The organism is Micromonospora sp. KC213 (assembly GCF_004348325.1).
Classification (GTDB): domain Bacteria; phylum Actinomycetota; class Actinomycetes; order Mycobacteriales; family Micromonosporaceae; genus Micromonospora.
In genome coordinates, this window is record NZ_SMKF01000115.1 from 1 (window position 1) to 18,886 (window position 18,886).

Genomic DNA, 18,886 nt, shown 5'->3' on the forward strand with positions numbered 1-18,886 from the left:
GGCCTAAAATGCCTGCTTGTGATCTTGGCGGGCTTGTATGTTCACCGTTACGGTGATCCCGCCGCGCGTCCGGTGGTGGCCCTGCACGGAATCCGGGGCCACGGTGGTCGGTGGCGGCACCTCGCCGAACGGCACCTTCGCGACTCGTACGTCGTCGCGCCGGACCTGCGCGGACACGGGCGCTCCGACGGCACGCCGCCGTGGAGCGTGGAACGCCACGTGGATGACGTACTCGGCGTGCTGGACGAACTCGGGCTTGACCGAGTCGACGTCATTGGGCATTCCTTCGGTGGATTGATCGCCCTGTACCTGACACGGACGGCGCCGCACCGGGTGGCCCGGCTCGCCCTGCTCGACCCCTCGGTCGGCCTCGATCCTCACGGCGTTCGCGAAAATGCTCACCGGTCGCTGGTGGTGCCCTCGTTCGCCGACCAGGTGCAGGCGCGATCGGAACGTGAGGCCGCATGGCCTTACGCATCGCCGGAGGTGTTGGACGATGATGTCGCCGAGCACCTGGCGCAGGGTTCCGACGGTCGCTGGCGGTGGCGGTTCGAAGCGGCGGCGGTGGTGACGGCGTACTCCGATATGGCCCGACCGGCGTTGGTCCCCACCGTGCCCACCCTCCTCCTGATCGGCCAACGCGCCGGGTTCGTCCGGCCGGAGTTCGTCGCCGACTGCCGGGCCGCTCTCGGTGCCGACCTCACCGTTGCCGAGTTGGACTGCGGCCACATGCTCTACCTCGAACGCCCGGACGAGGTCGGCGGACTGTTGCGTCCTTTCCTCACCGGCAACCGATCCATGCAAAGCCCGCCCCACAACGGCGGCGACGTAGCGGCGCACAGGACGACGTTCGTCATGGCTGAAGCCGGACGCGCACACACGAGAACATCCCCTCGCTCGACCACATCGCCCCACGGAACCTAGCCACTGCCCACGGCCCTCGCGGGAAATGTCGGTCACAGCAGCCTCAGCCACGTATCCCCATGACACACATCTGCCGCTGAGCGGGCTTGGGCCTGCCGCAGGCACCTGACCAGCCGTCATGCTGCGAACGCCTGGCGCAAGCGCGCCGGGCCCGCAGTCTCCCTCAGCCACTCACCTTTCGGCATCAAGGTCTGTTCGTCCAGCTAGCTTGTTCCATGGGTGACCGTCGACCTATAGTGATCTTCATGGTCACGGGTGCGTCGATGTGCCCGGCAGCACTCCGACCGGGTGACCTGGTAGCGCTGATCGCACCGTGCGGCTGGGTACGTCCGGAACGCGCCGAGGCTGCGGCCAACGTGCTGAGCGCCTGGGGTCTTCGCGTACGGCTGGGCAGCAACGCGCTGCGCCGCTACTTCTACCTCGCCGGGACCGACGAGGAGCGGCTGGCCGACCTCAACAGCGCGTTCCGCGACCCGGACGTGCGCGCGGTCTTGTGCATCCGAGGTGGATACGGCGCGCAACGGATCGTCGACGGTATCGACTTCGACGCCGTCCGCGCTGATCCGAAACTGTTCATGGGCTTCTCCGACATCACGGCGTTGCACGTCGCGCTGTGGTGCGAGACGCGGCTGGCCACGATCCACGGCCCAACGGCCTACGGCCTGGCCACAGGCCCCGACTGCACGAGGGCTCTCGACGCCCGGCAGGCGTTGATGACCCGGGACCCGATCGTCATGACCCCGGACGAAAACGAAGGCACGGCCCAACTCCGGCTGGCCGGCCGCGCGGAGGGTGTCCTGCTCGGCGGGAATCTGACCATGCTGGCCGCGACAGCGGGAACCCGGCATCGGCCGGATCTCAACGGGGCGATCCTGATGATCGAAGCGACCGACGAGGAGCCCTACCGCGTTGACCGTTCGCTCGTGCAGCTCAAACGGGCGGGATGGCTCGATGGCGTCGCAGGGGTCGCCGTCGGTCAGTTCACCAGATGCGAGGACGACGGCCCAACTCCGACGGTGCAGCAGGTACTCGCAGAACAACTCGGTTCGCTCGGCGTGCCGGTGCTGGGCGGCCTGCCATTCGGCCACGGCGAACAGCAAACCGCATTAGGCCTCGGCGTGCCAGCCATACTGGACGCCGACACGCGGACACTAACGGTCCAGCCGGTCGGCCAGTAACCATCCTCCTCTAGCCGCGAACCGCTCGCCGAGGAGCGTGACGGGCTGGCGCGGCGGCTCGGCTCGCGGACATGCCGAGAAGCGGACGCGTCGACTGTGCACGAGGGCGTCATGGCGGGTCGGACTCCGGGGCACCACGAGCACTACGTGCGAATGTCGCGCGGTTGAGGGAGCTTTCACTGCGGTCCGTCACAGTGCCGTCCGTCACGGCGAAGCGATCACGAGTGGGCCCCGACGTCCCAGCGTCCACACGGTGAGCGCGAAGCAGCAGAGCGTCGTTCCCGTGATCGTGACCGCTGTCCAGCCGCCCGCGGACCAGAGCGTGGTCGCGGCGGCGGAGCCGATCGCGCCGCCGATGAAGTTGCCGGTGGCCAGCGCGGTGTTGAGCCGGCTGCGGGCGGCGTGGGAGAGGGCGAACAGCCGCGCCCGGTTGAGCAGTGCCTGCGTCTGGAGGGCGACATCGATTATCAGTCGGAAGGTCCAACCCGCATCCGATGGCTTCCATGTAATAGATAAGCCCCGCTGGACTACCGTGTATGCGTGCCCAAGCCTGTGGACCTGTCGAGTCCGGCTACGCGCCGGGAAGCGCTCCGGATGGTGGATGTCGGTGACCCTCGTCCCCATCACGCGATGCTGCAGGAGATTTTTGACCTCGAGAGGACTTGGCGCGAAGGCCCGGACAGTGGCGAGAGCGACGAGTACGAGCAGATCTACGTGACAGCCTTCTTGTTGTTTCTGACCGGTGATCCGGCAGACTCGTGCCGCCTGTATGGCGCGAAATTCCGGACCAGTGACATGGACTTGGGCATTGGCTTTGACGCGCAAGCCATCTTCGGTGCCGGTCGGCACGAAACGCTGCGGTGGCTCGCGGAGAACGGGTACACCGACGAGTGTGCGCATCTTTCCGAGTGGTTGTTGTACGCGGAAGACCCGAGGATCGAAGACTGGGCTCGGCAAGTACGCGACTACTTCTACTCGCCGAACGGCGTTTTGCTTCTGGACCAGCTCTGATCAGAAATCTCGTGGCCTGTTGCAATCGTTCATCCAGCGCGGCCGGCACATGATCTTCTGCCGCAGGGCGGTGAGTCGGCGACCTCCCCGCGTGTGCTGCAAGGCCCGTCGTTCCCCAACGCCCCGTAGTGAGGTAAAAGAGCCCAGCTTCAACCTGTGCCGGCGCGCGCCCTGCCCGCTGGCCCCAGCCTTCCAGCAGTTCCAAGTACTGCTCATAGTCGGGCGTCTTACCTACGCGTAGCGACGCCACCCGCTGGGCGCGGAGCCACTTGGCGACCTGTGCGTCGAAGATTGGTGCGGCGTTCGGGTCAGCGATGCCATCGACCCCCGTGGTGAAGTACAGCCACTTGGTGAAGAACGGTCCCCAGGTATGCGACCTTGCCAGTGTTGTTCATCCACCTGAACCCCTCGACAGGGCCCCGTTCGCAAGCGACTGCCGCTCCGGTAGCCAGCTTCTCGCGGACGTCTGCCCTGATCGCTGCGGCGGCAGAGGCTTTGCCACGCACCCCGGTAAGAACCCAGCGCACACGCGCCAAGCCATAGCCGGTGGTTCCGTACCCCCAGATCATCGCTGCGACGAACGCAGGCAGGACTCGACCGGTCGTCAACTCCCCAAGAACGACGGCGCGTGTGGTTTCCCGATCAACCCTCTCGCCGAGGCGGTGCAGCAGTTCGACGCTCGGCTGATCGTCGTGCAGCGCGGCCTCCCACAGCCCGGCGCCAATGGAAGTTCCTCTGCTCGGCCTCTCCTGCGAGATGGGCGGACAACTCGTGCGGCATAGTCGTGTGCAAAGGCCATCGTGCTGCAACGCCAGCCGTTGTAGGGCTCCGGCTCCGAGGCGCGCCGCTCCGCCATCCGCTCATCGCCCAGCGGGCGCTCCGCTGGCACACTCTCGTAGCCACCGTCCTTGTGCGTCAGCCAAGAGGACCGAAGCCGCATAACGGAACCCTCCACGGTTCCGGGGGATTGACATGCGATGATTTCCGGCATGCCCCACACTGCACCCCCGTCCGTACGTTTCGTCCGCCTGGGCCGGGCCGTCTTCGAGGCTCTACTCACCGGTGACCTGGCCACCGCCCGGACGCTGACCGGTGTTCCACTCTCGGAATGGTTCCTCTCCGACGAGGTCGACTGGCTGTGGCGGATGCGACTACTCCAGATCACCGCCGACCCGTCCGCCGAAGACTGGGTCGTCCGCGCGGCGGTAACGGTGCCCGACGGCGTGGTGGTGGGCGCCGGTGGCTTCCACGGACCGCCCGACGCCGCCGGCATGGTGGAGTTGGGATACGGCACGGACCCGGTGTTCCGCCGGCGTGGTTACGCTCGGGCCATGGTGGCCGCGCTGCTGGAGTGGGCGGCCGCGGAGCCGTCCGCGATTACGGTCCGGGCTAGTATCCGCCCGGACAACGAAGCCTCACTGGCCACCATCGCCGGTTTCGGTTTCATTCACGTTGGCGAGCAGCGGGACGAGCAGGACGACACCGAATACCTTTTCGAGCGTCCGGCCCGATCCGCCGGTTGATTCGCCCGACCGCCGCGGGGAGCGAAAGTCCCGGCGACGGTCGCTCCGCCACCCGGCACGGTCGCACGGACGGCGGGGCCGGACCGGGCGCGGTGTCGGCGACTGAACCGGATTCTGCGAGAGCGTTATCCCAGCAAACCCCCGTGCGGGCGGCCGAGGACCGCAGCCCAAGTTTCTACAGCTTTCGACGATACTCGTATGACATGTATTGCCCGGATTCAACCGGTCGTCGCAAAGAAGCTGCTTGGCACTCAGTAGCTGCTCGTTCATGGCTTCGGCGGGTGTTTGCCAGCCGAGTGTCTTACGTGGTCGGTTGTTGAGTGCGGCGGCGACAGCATCGAGGTCATCACGGCTCCAGCGGGCCAGGTCGGTGCCCTTCGGAAGCACTGGCGCAGCAGGCCGTTGGTGTTCTCGTTGGTGCCGCGTTGCCACGGGCTGTACGGGTCCGCGAAGTAGACCGGCATGCCGGTTTCGACGGTCAGCTGAGCGTGTTGCGCGAGTTCCTTCCCGCGGTCCCAGGTCAGCGTCTGGCGCAGCTGATCCGGCAGCATCGTGATTGTTGTGGTGATCGCGTCGCGGACAGCTGTGGCACCCCGGCCGGCCAGCGCCGGCCGTTCTTCACGCGCGGTTCGACGCCGAAGCCTTCCATGCGAGGCAGGTGCAGCAGCATCGTGTAGCGGGTCGGGCGTTCCACAAGGGTGCCGATCGCGGAGCGGTCCAGTCCGATGATGAGGTCACCCTCCCAATGGCCGGGCACAGCACGATCCGCTGCCTCGGCGGGCCGTTCGCTGATCATCACCTCGGGAGTGACCATGCCGTCGCGAGGCTGCCGGGCCCGGGCACGTGGCACCCGCAGGGCGCCCCCAGTCCGCAGGCAGGCGACCAGCTCGCGCTTCAACGCGCCCCGGCTCTGGATGAACAGTGCCTGGTATATCGCCTCGTGCGAGATGCGCATGTCCTCATCATCGGGGAAGTCGATGCGCAGCCGGCGCGCTTCCTCGCCCAGACCGGCATGACCCTCGAACCCGAACCCCCATGATCGAGCAGGCGCCCGTCTTTCAATCTCTGTATGAAAGTCAGCGCCTGGCCCACGAATTGCTACTCTCGACATTCCAAAGCCAGCCAGCATCCGTGGAGTAAATCATGAATGTCCTACTTCGTCGCTTGTCAATGGCGCTCTTCTGTGCCGCGGTCATCGTGGCCGGCACCGGCGGTGCGGCCGCGCGCGACAGCCAAGACCGTGGCACCGCCGATGTGCCGGGGAACCCGCGGATCAGTGCGGACGGGTGTGCACACTGCCCGGTGGAGGCAGCTCTTCCCGAAACTTCACCGTCGCAATCTTGATCTGGAGTTGATCGGCGACCGAGGGGTCTGCCGCGCCGAGTACGTCCGCCGCGTGCTGCCAGGCGTGGCGGGCCGCGTCGGTGTCGCCGGCGGCGTGCAGGGCATCGCCGAGGTCGTTGAGTATGGTGACCTCGCCGTCCCAGTCGCTCATCTGCCGGGTTATCCGTAACGCACGCTCGAAACAGGCGATGGCCTCACGGTCGTGGCCTAGGTGGTGGTGTGCGTAGCCCAGGCTGTGCCAGGTGGCCGACTCCGCCAGGCGGTTGCCGAGCTGCTGGTGTAGCACCAGCGCTTGTTCACAGCGGGTAATGCAGCGACGATGGTCGCCGGCTCGGGCGTGGCCCCAGCCGATTGCGTTGAGGGCAAGGGCTTGGCCGGCCAGGTGGTTCACGGCCAGGTACAGGTCGAGCGCCCGCTCAGCGTGGGTGATCGCCTCCTGGTGGCGCTCCTGGGCGAGGAGTAGATCACTCAGGATCCGATGGCCGGTGGCCTGGCTGACCGGATCGTTCCACCTCGCCGACACGTCGATGCTTCGCCGCGCATAGTCCTCGGCCTCGTCGTACCAGCCCAACCGGGTCAGCGCGATGGCGAGAAGGCGCAGCGCGTGAAACTGACCGGTGGCGTCTGCCAGCCGGTCGGCGGCCTGCAGCGCGACCCGTCCGATCGCGGCAAGATCCGACCATTGCCTGCGTCGTTGCAGGAACGTCCCCAGGACCCAGGCCAGCTGCCAGGCGTGCTGGTCGAACCCCGCGTTGGCGGCGAGGTCGGCGCTGGCGACCAGCACCGGGTACTCGATCGCGAACCAGCTCATCGCCTGGGCTTCGTCGGAGAATTCCTCAGCGACGACCGTGCGGAGTTGTGGGGTGAGAGTGATCGGATCGCGGTTGGGGTACAGCAGCCGCTCGCCCGCGTAGGCGCTGTGCAGGTAGTAGTCGAACATCCCGTGCAGAGCCGCTCGCCGATCCGGCTCGGCCGTCCGATCGTCGGCGAGTTCCCCCGCATAGGCATGAAGCAGGTCGTGCAGGGCATACCGCCCCGGCGTGTGTTCGGTCAACAGGCTGGCCAAGTCGAGCTCGACCAGCAGCGCACGGACCTGGGCCGGCGACTCGCCGATGAGGCTGGCCGCCGCCGTCGCCGAGAACTCTGGCCGCGGGTGCAGGCCGACCAGCCGGAACAAGCGCGCCGCCGGTTCGGTGAGCGCGGCGTACGACAGCGCGAACACCGAACGGACACGTCCGGTCGGGTCGCCGGCATCGAGTACTGTCAGCCGCTGTCCGGCCCGGCGGAGCTCGGCTGCGATCTCGGCCAGGCGAAAGCCGGTCTGCTGGGCGCGGGCCGCGACGATGTTCAACGCGAGTGGCAGTCGGGCGCACGCCGCGACGATCCGGTCGGCCGACTCGGGCTCGGCCGAGACGCGGCTGTGGCCGAGCCTTCTGCAGAGCAGGTCATGGGCGTCCGCGGGCGAGAGCACGCCGAGGCTGAGCGGGTGCGCACCATCGGCCGCGACAAGGGAGGTCAGCCGGTTGCGGCTGGTCACCATGGCCAGCGCCGAACGGGTGCCGGGGAGCAGCGGACGGACCTGGTTGGCGTCGCGGGCGTTGTCCAGGAGTACCAGAATCCGCTTGTCGGCCAGCATGCTCCGGTACAGGGCGGCCCGCGCGTCGAGGCTCGGTGGGATCCGTTCGGGCGGCACGCCGAGGGCGACGAGCAGCGCGTGCACCGCCGCGGTCGGCGATATCGCCCGCCGGTCCGGGTCGAAGCCGCGGAGGTTGATGTAGAGCTGACCGTCGGGGAACTGGTCGGCGACCCGGTGGGCCCAGTGCACGGCCAACGCCGTTTTGCCCACGCCGGCGGAGCCTGACATCGCTGAGATCACCACCGCGCTGGGCGCGCCGGCCGGCAGTTGGGCCAGCAGGTCGTCCAGGCGGGCCAGCTCCTCCGCCCGTCCGGCGAACCAGAAGGCGCCCGCGGGCAGTTGCCGCGGCACCGTGCTCATACCACCGACGACGACGCCTCCGCCCAGCGGGGCCGGCTGGTCGATGGCGGGGTCGCCGCTGAGGATCTGTTCGTGTACCCGGCACAGCTGCTCGGTGGGCTCCAGGCCGAGTTCGTCGATGAGATAGCGCCGCGCCTCCTGGAACACCGACAGCGCCTCCGCAGCACGGCCCGTCCGGTACAGCGCGATCATCAGCAGGCTCCACACCCGCTCGCGCAGCGGATGTTCGGCGAGCAGGCCGCGCAGCTCCGGGACGAGGTCACGATGCGCGCCTGACTCGAGGTCGAGTTCGATGCGTTCCACGATGGCCTCGACGCGCCCCTCTTCATGCCGGTCACGCTCGGCGTCCAGCAGCGGGCTGGACAGGCCCGTGCAGAACGGGCCGCTCCACTGGTCCAGGGCCGCCCGCAAGGCCACGATCGCGCCCGTGCGGTCACCGGCGGCCCGAGCGCGGCGCGCCTCGGCGAGCCCGGTATCGAATCGGCTGAGGTCCAGGTCTTCAGCCGGCACGGCCAGGCGGTAGCCGGCGTCGGTCCAAGTGAGCCTGTGCGATTGCGTGCGAGGGGCCCGGGCCGGCTCCAGCACCCGGCGTATCCGGGCGACATGCTTTTGCACCAGGTTCACGGCGTATGCCGGTGGCGCGTCGCCCCACACCGCCGCAATGAGCTGATCCCGGTTGACCGGCCGGTTGGCTCGCGACAGCAGCACGGCGAGGACCACCCGTTGCTGAATCGGACCAAGGTTCAGCTCGCTGTCACCACTCCGCACCCGTAACGGGCCGAGCACCTCGAAACGCATGCAGCCACCCGGATCGGCTAGATTGCTATGGTGCTCAGAGTCTAGTGGGCTTCGTCAATGTCCGTCCTGACTAGTTTCCGAAGTGCAGCAGGCAAAAGGCGTAGCCACCAGTAATCCCGTCTTATCTGAGCCCACCGCAACCAGCATCGATCCCGGCTCGCAGTTACGGCCCGGCTGCCGGCAGGCGTGGGACCACACCCGCGTCCTGCTCGATCGCCGTAAACAACGCAGTACGCCCCTTGCCGCCGCTCCCGCCCGTCGACCTCAGCGCCGCCAGCGAGCAGCCGACACACCGCGTCAAGGTCGGCGACACGGGCCGCCGCATGCAACGGCGGATCCACCGCTCCTGTCGTCGGAACCGTCTGGCACACCCCATGATGTCATGCACGCGCACGTCGAAGCCCAGCAGCTGTCGCTCGATCTGTCCGTGGGTCAGCCAGCCGGGTGTCGACCGTAACCGTCAGGCGGGCCCCGCCGTCGGTGGGATCGCTGAGCCAACGCCAGCGGGTCGCCGCGCGGCTGCGATCGTCCAGCGTCGACCCGCTCGCCGAGGTCCCGTCGCCAGGACAGCCAATATGTCTCCGCAGCTCAGATCAGCACAGCTTCAAGGACGTAGGGCCTTCCGGGCTCGTTGAGGCCCTACGTCCTTGAAGCTGAGTTGATCGTGAAGTCGGAGGCCCCTGGTTCCCCGAAAAAGTGAGCTTCAGGATGACGGTGGCGTCCGCATGCACTTGTGCGAGGTGCGGCGGCAAGTGACTTTACTGGTCAGCCCTCCAGGTATGGCTCCAACGAAGTCCAGCCGGAAGTCCAGCGACTTGTCCAACCGCATCCCGACCATGGGAACCCGGGGCATACGCATCACTGCGATCGGTGGAGATTCAGCAAGAGGGGAAGTTTCATGTTCAACGTCGTCTGTGTCGGGTTCGGGCCCGCGAACATCGCGCTCGCCGTAGCGCTCGACGAGATCTGGCCCGCAGCGCGTGTCAAGTTCGTGGAACGGGAGCCAGCTCCGTGCTGGCAGCGGCGATGATGCTCGACGGCGCCGACATCCAGAACCATCCCGTCCGCGACCTCGTGACGCCGCGCAACCCGCGGAGCCGCTACACGTTCGTCAACTTCCTGCACGAGCAGGTGCGGCTCTTCAAGCACCTGAACCTGCCGGTGGACCGTCCGCTGCGCAAGGAGTACGCCCGCTACATCCAGTGGGTCGCGGAGACCGTGCCCGCCGACGTCGACTATGGCCGGAACGTCACGGCGATCCGGCTCGCCGGGAGCGGGGCGGAGGTGCGTACCACCGACGGCAGCTCCTACCTGGGCCGGGCCGTCGTCGTCGCGCCGGGCCGCAGCCCGTACCTGCCGACGGTCTTCGGCGGAGTGCCGTTCCCTCGGGCCGTCCACACGTCGCGCTTCCTGCCCGGCATCGCCGACTTGGACCGGGACTGGGCCGGCACGCTGGCGGTCGTGGGCGCCAGCCAGAGCGCCATCGGGGTGATGCTCGACCTGTCCACGTGGTTCCCGGCCGCTCGTATCGTCAACGTGATGTCGGGCTACGGATACCGGCTCAAGGACACCAGCCCTTTCTCCGAGGAGGTCTACTTTCCAGAGTTCGTCGACTACCCGGTCCGGCGCTACTGGGCGTTTGCCCTGCCGGGTGAGGTTCCGCCGGCGTTTCGGTTTCCGGCCGGCCGGGCCGAGCTGCGCCATCAGAGCCGCGACGGTGTTCTCCCCGACCTGCCACCCGGCCGCGTGCAGACCGAGGGTGACCCGCGGAGAGCCGTAGGTGCCACCCGAGGCGTCAAAGATCTCCCGGATCTTCACGGCGAGCTCGGCCCGGCGCTGCTGACGAACGGTGGGCTTGCAGCCGCGCCACTTGTAGAACCAGGAATCGGACAATCCGAGCGCGCGGCAGGTCATCGCGTGCGGCACACCGTGGTCGGTCCTCTGGGAACTGATGAAGGCTGCCACGGCTACTTCATCGCCTCCTTCACCCACAGGACCACGGAACGCTTGAGGACATCGCGCTCCATCGCCAGCTCGGCGTTCTCACGCCGCAGCCGCAGCAAATCGGCCCGTTCGGACTCCGACACCCCGCCGTTGGACGGCAGCCGCCGCTCGATGTCCTTGTTCACCCAATTCGCCAGAGTGCCCTCGTTGGCCCCGAGATCCCGGGCCACCTGCGCGACGGGCCTGTTCGTCTCCTGCACGATCCGGGCCGCCCCGGCCCGGAACTCCGGATCGAACCGACGTCTTGTTTCAGCCATAACCATCTATCCCTTTAGGTCTGGCCTCCACGCCACCCGGGGGAGGATCACAGCGGCGCCTCACCGCGCTGGTGCGCCTGACGCCGTCGTGCCCAGCGCAACCGCGTGGCCAGGTCGGCAACGGTTGCGGCATGAGCCAACGGCTGCCGGCCCGACTCGTCCCACTCCGTCGCCAAGCTCTGCACGCCTATCCCCGGGAACAGGCGTGAATATAGCCGAGAACCTGTCGAGGGCAAGAGTGCGTCCCGGATCGGCTGTCGTGTCGTGCCCAACGGTGTCCAATTCCGCACGGCCGGCCCGTCCGACGTCGATACGGGCGGGCACCCCTGCGAACGAAGGAGTCCCATAGCCCGTCTCACCCCGGAGGGGCTCGACCGGTTGGCCCGCTCCCACCGGCGCTATCTGATCTCCGCCGCTGCGGCCGTCGTTGTTGTCGTGGCCGCCGCCGTCCTGCTGGTTTCCGCCGGGCTGCCGGTCCCCATCGGTGCCGGCATGCCTGCATAGCGTGATCGTTCCAGGCTCCTGCCACGGGGGCTCGATCATTTCAACCGAGATGGGAGTAGTTGGTTTGTCCACCACTATCGATGTTTTCGTCCGCGCCAATGCGATCGGATCTGATCCGATGGCTGTTGTCGAAGAAATCTCCGCCTGGCTGTCCACACCCGCTGAGGAGGTCGACCGGGAGCTTGCTGGCGAGCTCGACCGGTTGCGACTCGCTGTTTCGGTGATGAATGCCGACGCCGCTGCCGGCGACCAGCACGCCCACTACTGTCAGCAACTCCTTCTGGCCAGGATCTACCAGCTGACCATGCAGATCCCCCAACAGCCGACCGCTGAGGGATCGGTGGTGGTGCACGAGGTGACGCGGCTGCTCGAGACCGCGACGCTGGCCGCCGAGGACGACCGGATCGAGCCGGGCATCCTGGACCAGGCGCCGGCCCAGCCGAAGGCGTACCTGTCCTGGCTCAAAAGGGCCGCCCGCGCACACCGGGTGTTCAAGCACCCGTACTACCAGGACTTCATCAAAGACCACGCGACGGTCGACGACCTGCGCAATTACGTGATGCAGGAGTCGGTGGTCGACGGCCGCTTCGACGACCTGCTGGCGATGATGCAGGTGGGCACCAGCGGCGGCGCCAAGATGGAGATTGCCACCAACTTCTGGGACGAGATGGGCAATGGCAACCAGGCCGAGGTCCACACCCACCTGTTCAACAAGATATTCGAGGTATTCGAGATCACCTCGGCGGAACTGGAGACCGGACTCAGCGCGAACGCCCTGCTCAACGGCAACCTGGCGGTTCTACTGAGCCGCTACCGCAACTTCTATGCCGAGGCCGTCGGCTTCCTCGGGATGACCGAGTGGTTGGTGCCCGACCGATTCGTGCAGGTGGTCAAGGCATGGGAGCGGCTCGGCCTGCCCGATGTCGGCATCGTCTACCACCGGCTGCACATCACGATCGACGCGCAGCACGCCGCCGGCTGGTTCCACAACGTGGTGATCCCCGCCGCGTCCTCGCCCGCCATGCGCCGCGGCATAACGCGCGGCGCCCTGTGGCGGCTGAACTCCTCGTGCCGCTATCTCGACGAGCGAATGCCCAACACCTACCGCTGACCGCCGCGCACATCCTGCCAAGAACACACAGGAAGGCAAGACGTTCCATGCCACTGAACCACCAGCACTTCACCGTGATCGACCTGCCGGCGCCGCCGGTGGACGTCCTGCACAGCTACGACCGCTGCCCGGTCGACGACTACATGGGTAATGGCACCCGCTACAAGCGGTTCTCCCAGTACCGGATGCATTGGGAGCAGGACCAGGGTTGGAACTTCGAGCTGCTGCCGCACCGGGACTACACCACGTTCACCAAGTTCAACCCGGTGGCCGGCGGTATCCGTCGGGTCTACCAACCGATCGAGGCGGACTTCACCAAGATGATCGCCGCCGGCGCCGCAGCCTTCCCGCTGGACACCAGCGAGAGCTGGCAGATCAACGTGCACCAGAACCGGACGCGGGCCGAGGCTGATCGGGTGGGCCCGCTGACCCCGGAGGGCGTGCACCACGACGGCCACGAGTTCGTCATGATCGCCGTGCTGAGGCGCCACAACGTCGCCGGCGCCGAGACCCGGCTGTGGTACGACGGCGCCGAAGCGCCGTTCTGGAGCGGCACCCTCGAGGCCGGGCAGGCGGTGCTGCTGGACGACCGGGCGATCGCGCACGACGTGACCGACGTCGAATCCGCGGATGGCGGCCCGGCGCACCGCGACATCGTGATCGTGGCGTTCTCCCGCTGGCGGGAGAGGTGGTACGGCGACGAGCACGACCGTGCGGCGTTGACCGAGTCCGGGGTCACTGGCAGCTGAGCACCGTGGATTCCGCCAGCGCGCCGTCCTTAGTACACGGTGCCGCCGGTTGGGCCCGCCCGTGATGGGGATTGACGAGATGACTCACTTCACCAAATACCAGGCCCTTGGTAACGACTATGTGGTGATCGACCCGAGGGACGCCGCCTTCGAGCCGACCGGGCAGGACGCCCTACTGTTGTGCGACCGGAATTTCGGGATTGGCGCTGACGGTGTGCTCTTCGGCCCGATCGGCCCGGTGCATGCGAGCCGACCAGTGCAGCTGCGGATCTTCAACTCTGACGGCAGCGAGTGCGAGAAGAGCGGCAACGGCATCCGGATATTCGCCCTGCACGTGGCCGCGCGGCACCTGCCCGGAGTACGGGAGTTCACCGTGCGCACCTTGTCCGGCGACTCGTCGGTGCGCGTCGTCGACCAGCCGGCCGGCGTCGTCAGCGTCGGCATGGGCGAGCCGTGTTTCGAGGCCGCAGCGGTGCCGATGCTCGGCATCACCGGGCTCGCCGTCGAGCAACCGCTGCTCGTCGACGGCCGGCAGCTGACGGTGACCGCCCTCAACCTGGGCAACCCGCACGCCGTGGTGCTCACTGAGCACCCGACCCGCGAGCTTGCCTGCGCGCTCGGACCCTTGATCGCCGAGCACAAGCGCTTCCCGACGAGGACCAACGTCCAGTTCCTGCGGGTGCTGGACCGCCGGACGATCCAGATTGAGGTCTGGGAGCGCGGCGCCGGCTACACGCTGGCCTCGGGCAGCAGCGGCTGCGCGGCGACCGCGGTGGCGCACCGACTCGGCCAGGTCGACACCGGCGCCGAGATCACCGTGCGGATGGCCGGCGGGGAGATCGGCGTGACCGTGGCACCGGACGGCACGGTGACCATGACCGGCAGCGCCGAGCACGTGCTGAGCGGCACGCTGGCTGCCGCGCTAGTCGCCCGGCTCGGCAACCACGCCGATCAAGACGCCGCGGTACCGCACTCTGAGCCCGCGGCGGTGCAGGCATGAGCACCGGGATCAGCACCGAGTACCCGATGCGGCGGTGGGTGTTCGAGGACGCCGCCGGCCGGTACGACATCGACCTCGGCGACAGCAACGTGCAGTGCCGGCAACTGGCGTCGCTCGCCGTCCCGGCCGACATCGAGCTGAACTACGGCATGGACCGTGGAACTCAGCGGCTCCGCGAGCTGATCGCCGAGCAGTACGGCGACCGGGCCGACTCGGTTACGGTGACGCACGGGGCGCAGGAGGCGCTGTACCTCCTGTACAACGTGCTGCTGCGGCCGGGCGACCAGGTGATCACCTTCCGGCCGGGCTGGCCGCAGTCCTGGGCCGTGCCCGCCCTGCTGTCCGCCCAGGTGGACGTGCTCGACCTGAGCGACGATTTGACCATCGACATGGACGCGGTACGGGCCGTAGCCCGCCCGAACCTGCGGTTGGTGGTGGTGAATACACCGTGTAACCCGACCGGGAGGCGTGCCGGGCAGCACGAGCTGGCCGCCCTCGCCGACCTGGTCGGCGGGACCGGCGGGTACCTGCTGCTGGACGAGGAGTACTCGCTGGACTTGGCCTCCTCGGCCGCGGTTGGCAACGACCGGGTGCTCTCGGTTTCCAGCCTGTCCAAGGTCTACGGCCTGCCCGGGCTGCGGGTGGGCTGGTTGTACGGGCCGCCTACCGTGGTCGCCGCGTGCGCCGACCGCAAGCACCTGACGTCCATCTCGAACTCGGTGCTTTGCGAAGCGCTGGCGTGCGAGGTGCTCGCCGATCGTCAGTTCTACGCCGCCGAGTACCACCGGCTGACCGGCGGCGGCCTACGGCTGCTGCGCGACTGGGTGGCCCGGCACCCCGGCAAGCTGCATCTCTTGCCGCCCGACGGGACTCCGTTCGCATGGTTGGAGCTGACCACGGGGGAGTCTGCCTTGTCGTTCTGCCGCCGAGTGCTCGACGCCGGTGTGCTGCTGATGCCGGCCGAGACGCTCGGCGGCCAGGGCGGTGTGCGGCTGTGCTTCGCCCGTGAGCAGCGAGAACTGGCCGAAGGGCTGCGTCGCATCGACGCCGTACTGCAATCGGTTCCGGTCGACCGGGATCCCCCAACCACGATGTCGCCGAACCACGGCCCAGGCCGAATGGAGTACCTGAGCAGATGAGAACCGCCAACGGAGCGCAGGCGCTCGACCGAGTTGTGGCCGCCGAGCCGACCCGGCTTCCGCTGTCCTTCGGACAGGAGCAGCTGTGGTTTCTTCGCCAGCTGAGTCCCGATGAGATCGTCTACAACCTGGGATTCGCCTACCGGCTGCGCGGGGCGCTGGACGTCGGCGTGCTGCACGCCAGCCTCAGCCGGGTGGTGAACCGGCACGACATGCTGCGGTCCACGTTCGGCACCGAGGACGGCAGACCGTACCAGGTGATTGGCCCGTGCCGCGAGGTCGAGCTGATCGTGACCGAATTGAGCGACCTGCCGGCCGTTGAGCGCGAGCAGGCGCTCCAGGACGCACTGGACGCCGAAAGCCGCACCCCGTTCGACCTGACACAGCCACTGTACCGTTTCAAGCTCTGGCGGCTGGGCGGCGACGAGCACGTGTTCTGGTTCGGCTGGCACCACATCGTGATCGACGGCTGGTCGTCGGGTTCGGTGATCGCGGAGCTGACGGCCACGTACCGGGCGCTACTCGCCGGATCCGAGCCGGCGCTGCCGCAGCCGGTGATCAGCTACGCCGAGCACATCGCGCAGCAGCGCGAGCGGCTCTCCGGCGAGGCGCTGGAGGAGGAGCTGCGGTACTGGGAGCAGTCGCTCGCCGGGCTGCCGGTGCTGGAGCTGCCGACCGACCGGCTGCGCCCCACGGTGCCCAGCGGTCGCGGCGACATGCTCAGCGTGGACTGCGACCGGGAGCTGCTGGCCAGCCTGCGCGAGCTCGCCCAGCAGCACGGTGTGTCGCTGTTCATGGTGCTCACCGCCGCGGTGACCATCGTGCTGGCGCGCTACTCCGGCGAGGAGGACATCCCGCTCGGGGTGCCAATGCTGGGCCGGGTCGACCCGGACCTGGAGGACGTGGTCGGCATGTTCATCAACATGGTGGTTCAGCGCACCAGCATGGCCGGCGACCCGACCTTCGCCGAGCTCCTGGAACGCGTCGCCGATGCCAATCTCGATCTCTACGAACACCAGGAGATCCCGCTGGAGCTGGTAGTGCAGCGGGTGCAGCCGATCCGCGACCCCAGCCGCAACCCGCTGTTCCAGGTGTCGGTGCAGGTTCTCGGCGACAGCATGTCCGGAGCGGGCTTCCAGCTACCCGGCATCGAGTCCGAGCAGGTGAAGCTCGGCTCGGTGCTGGCCATGTTCGACCTAGTGATCAACTTCTGGGAGTCGGCGGACAGCCTACGGCTGGACATCGGCTACGCCACCGACCTGTTCGACCGCTGGCGGATCGAAGGGCTGGCGGACCACATCCAGACCGTGCTCAGCGCGGTCGCTGCCGAGCCGTCCCTGCGGGTGTGGCAGGTGCCGATGCTGTCCGAGGCCGAGCGGTCCCGGATCCTGGCGGCCGGCCGCGGTGAGGTCGTCGAGTACACCCACGACGCCGTGCACGTCACCGTCGCGGAGATGGCTAGGGCCAAACCGGACACGGTGGCGCTGGTCTGCCGCAACGTCGAGATGACGTATGCCGAGTTGGACCGGCGGGCCGACCTGGTGGCCCGGCTGGTGCGCTCGCACGGCATCGAGCACGAGGACATCGTGGCCATCGCGATGGACCGCGACCTGGACGCACTGGTCGCCATGCTCGGCGTGCTCAAAGCCGGTGCGGCGTTCACCATGCTCGACCCGAGCCACCCGGCCAAGCGGCTGGATTACATGCTGCACGACACCGCCACCCGGCTGCTGCTCACCCGCACCAGGCACCTGCCGCAGCTCCCATCGGCCAGCGGCTGGGCCGTCGTGCCGCTGGACGCCGAGTGGGACTCTATCGAGGCCATCCCCGCCGGCCGGCCACTGGCCGAGTGGGCCACGGGCCGGTCGCTTGCCTACGTGCTCTACACCTCCGGCTCGACCGGCCAGCCCAAGGGCGTCATGGTTGATCACCGCGATCTCCAATGCTTCCTGCAGGCGTACCGGCGGACGTTCGACTTCGGCGCCGATTCCCGGATGCTGCAGCTGCCCGCGCTGACCTTCGACATGTCCATCGGCGAAATCTTCACCGGCCTCACCGTGGGCGCGACGTTGGTACTGGTGTCGCCGGAGGAAGGGCTGTCGCCGGACGCACTGAGCCGGCTGATGCGCGACCAGCGGGTGACCTACGCCGGCCTGTCGCCGGCCATCCTGTCGGTGCTCGATCCCGACCCGTACCCCGACCTGCGCGGGGTGATGAGCGGTGCCGACGCGGTGCCCGCCGAGATGGTCAACAAGTGGAACCTGCCCGGCCGGATCTTCGTGGACCTCTACGGTCCGACCGAGGCCACGGTGGCCTGCACCGAGTACGTCTGCGAGCAGGTGGACTGGCGTACCCCGCCGCCGATCGGCCACCCGGAAGTGAACCGGCTGGTGTACGTCGTGGACCGGGCCGGCAACCTCACCCCGCCGGGCATCGCCGGTGAACTGCTGATCGGCGGCGACGACGGGCTGGCCCGCGGCTACCTCAACCAGCCTGAGCTGACCGCGGAGAGGTTCATCCCCGACCCGTTCCGGCCGGTCGGCCGGGTGTACCGCAGCGGCGACCTGGTGCGCTGGCGGCCGGACCTGGAGCTGGAATTCCTCGGTCGCATCGATCACCAGGTGAAGCTGCGTGGGCTGCGCATCGAGCTCGGCGAGATCGAGTCGGCGCTGCAGCTGCACCCGCAGGTGCGGATGGCCGTGGTGCTGCTGCGGCCGGACTCGCGCGGCGAGAAGCAGTTGGTCGGCTACGTGACCGCCGAGTCCGAGCCGGCGCCGAGCATCGCCGAGCTCAAGCGGCACCTCGGCGAGCAGGTCCCGGAATACATGGTGCCCACGGCCTGGGTGGTGCTCGACGAGTTCCCGCTGACCACGGCCCGCAAGATCGACCGCAAGGCACTACCGGCACCGGTGGAGCAGAACGAGCCGGCGGAGGCAGAGTTCATACCGCCGCAGACCCCGACCGAGGCCGGCGTCTGCGAGATCTTCGCCGAGGTGCTGGCGCTGCCGCGAGTGGGCTCGCTGGACAACTTCTTCGAACTCGGCGGCAACTCGCTGCAGGCCATGCGAGCGGTCAGCCGGATCAACAAGAAGTTCGGAATCAAGATCAATGTTCGGATGCTCTACGGCAGGTCAGCGGTGAACGCGATCGCCGCCAAGATAGAGGAAATGATCGATGCCTGACTCGCTGTCGGACACGGTCGTAGCGATGCGGGAGACGGGTACGCGCACGCCGCTGTTCTGCGTGCACCCCGTTTCCGGCTCGGCGTACTCCTACCTCGGGCTGGCCGGGTTGCTCGGCGACGACCAGCCGGTGTACGGCTTCGAAGCGCCCGGCTACGACGACGAT

12 protein-coding genes and 1 pseudogene are annotated in these 18,886 nt (G+C 67.9%); 10 read left to right on the forward strand and 3 right to left on the reverse strand.

The window, feature by feature from the left end:
• Together E1166_RS21070 and E1166_RS21075 are read left to right on the forward strand one after the other, a co-directional pair.
• On the forward strand, positions 1–924 hold a 924-nt coding region (locus tag E1166_RS21070), incomplete at its 5' end, for an alpha/beta hydrolase (protein ID WP_207914394.1).
• A 245-nt stretch (positions 925–1,169) separates the two neighbouring features.
• On the forward strand, positions 1,170–2,102 hold the full coding sequence (locus tag E1166_RS21075; RefSeq protein WP_132341290.1) for an LD-carboxypeptidase: 933 nt from the start codon (positions 1,170–1,172) through the stop codon (positions 2,100–2,102).
• A 204-nt stretch (positions 2,103–2,306) separates the two neighbouring features.
• On the opposite strand, the gene E1166_RS31595 is transcribed toward E1166_RS21075, so the two are convergent.
• Positions 2,307–2,726: a hypothetical protein gene (locus tag E1166_RS31595; protein WP_207914398.1), complete on the reverse strand. Its 420-nt coding sequence runs from the start codon at positions 2,724–2,726 to the stop codon at positions 2,307–2,309.
• Between the two features lie 6 nt (positions 2,727–2,732).
• Here E1166_RS31595 and E1166_RS21085 point away from each other — a divergent pair, with 6 nt between their 5' ends.
• Together E1166_RS21085 and E1166_RS21090 are read left to right on the forward strand one after the other, a co-directional pair.
• Positions 2,733–3,113 carry a hypothetical protein gene (locus tag E1166_RS21085; RefSeq protein ID WP_243710463.1) on the forward strand — a complete coding sequence of 127 codons (381 nt, stop codon included), beginning with the start codon at positions 2,733–2,735 and terminating at the stop codon, positions 3,111–3,113.
• Positions 3,114–4,102: 989 nt separating this feature from the next.
• Positions 4,103–4,636, forward strand: a complete 534-nt coding sequence (locus E1166_RS21090) for a GNAT family N-acetyltransferase (protein ID WP_165944398.1) — start codon at positions 4,103–4,105, stop codon at positions 4,634–4,636.
• A gap of 218 nt (positions 4,637–4,854) precedes the next feature.
• Here E1166_RS21090 and E1166_RS21095 read toward each other — a convergent pair.
• Positions 4,855–5,630: pseudogene (locus tag E1166_RS21095) on the reverse strand (IS30 family transposase); the annotation flags it as partial.
• Between the two features lie 279 nt (positions 5,631–5,909).
• Positions 5,910–8,774 carry a BTAD domain-containing putative transcriptional regulator gene (locus E1166_RS21100; protein WP_132341276.1) on the reverse strand — a complete coding sequence of 955 codons (2,865 nt, stop codon included), beginning with the start codon at positions 8,772–8,774 and terminating at the stop codon, positions 5,910–5,912.
• Positions 8,775–9,785: 1,011 nt separating this feature from the next.
• On the opposite strand from E1166_RS21100, the gene E1166_RS32190 reads away from it, so the two are divergent.
• The 6 genes from E1166_RS32190 (at position 9,786) to E1166_RS21135 (ending at position 18,720) form a co-directional block, all read left to right on the forward strand.
• Positions 9,786–11,384, forward strand: coding sequence for a SidA/IucD/PvdA family monooxygenase (locus E1166_RS32190; protein WP_132341280.1), 1,599 nt, complete (start codon positions 9,786–9,788; stop codon positions 11,382–11,384).
• 219 nt (positions 11,385–11,603) lie between these two features.
• Complete coding sequence (locus tag E1166_RS21115) at positions 11,604–12,650, forward strand: iron-containing redox enzyme family protein (protein WP_243710464.1); 1,047 nt, start codon at positions 11,604–11,606, stop codon at positions 12,648–12,650.
• Positions 12,651–12,697: 47 nt separating this feature from the next.
• A complete protein-coding gene (locus E1166_RS21120) occupies positions 12,698–13,399 on the forward strand; it encodes a 2OG-Fe dioxygenase family protein (protein WP_132341282.1) in 702 nt (233 codons plus the stop codon).
• Between the two features lie 79 nt (positions 13,400–13,478).
• Positions 13,479–14,399, forward strand: a complete 921-nt coding sequence (gene dapF, locus E1166_RS21125; protein WP_132341284.1) for a diaminopimelate epimerase — start codon at positions 13,479–13,481, stop codon at positions 14,397–14,399.
• Complete coding sequence (locus E1166_RS21130) at positions 14,396–15,538, forward strand: pyridoxal phosphate-dependent aminotransferase (RefSeq protein ID WP_243710465.1); 1,143 nt, start codon at positions 14,396–14,398, stop codon at positions 15,536–15,538. Before dapF ends, E1166_RS21130 begins: the two co-directional genes overlap by 4 nt.
• Positions 15,535–18,720 (forward strand): non-ribosomal peptide synthetase, encoded by a 3,186-nt coding sequence (locus E1166_RS21135; protein WP_132341286.1) that lies wholly within the window; start codon positions 15,535–15,537, stop codon positions 18,718–18,720. Before E1166_RS21130 ends, E1166_RS21135 begins: the two co-directional genes overlap by 4 nt.
• Positions 18,721–18,886: the final 166 nt, after the last annotated feature.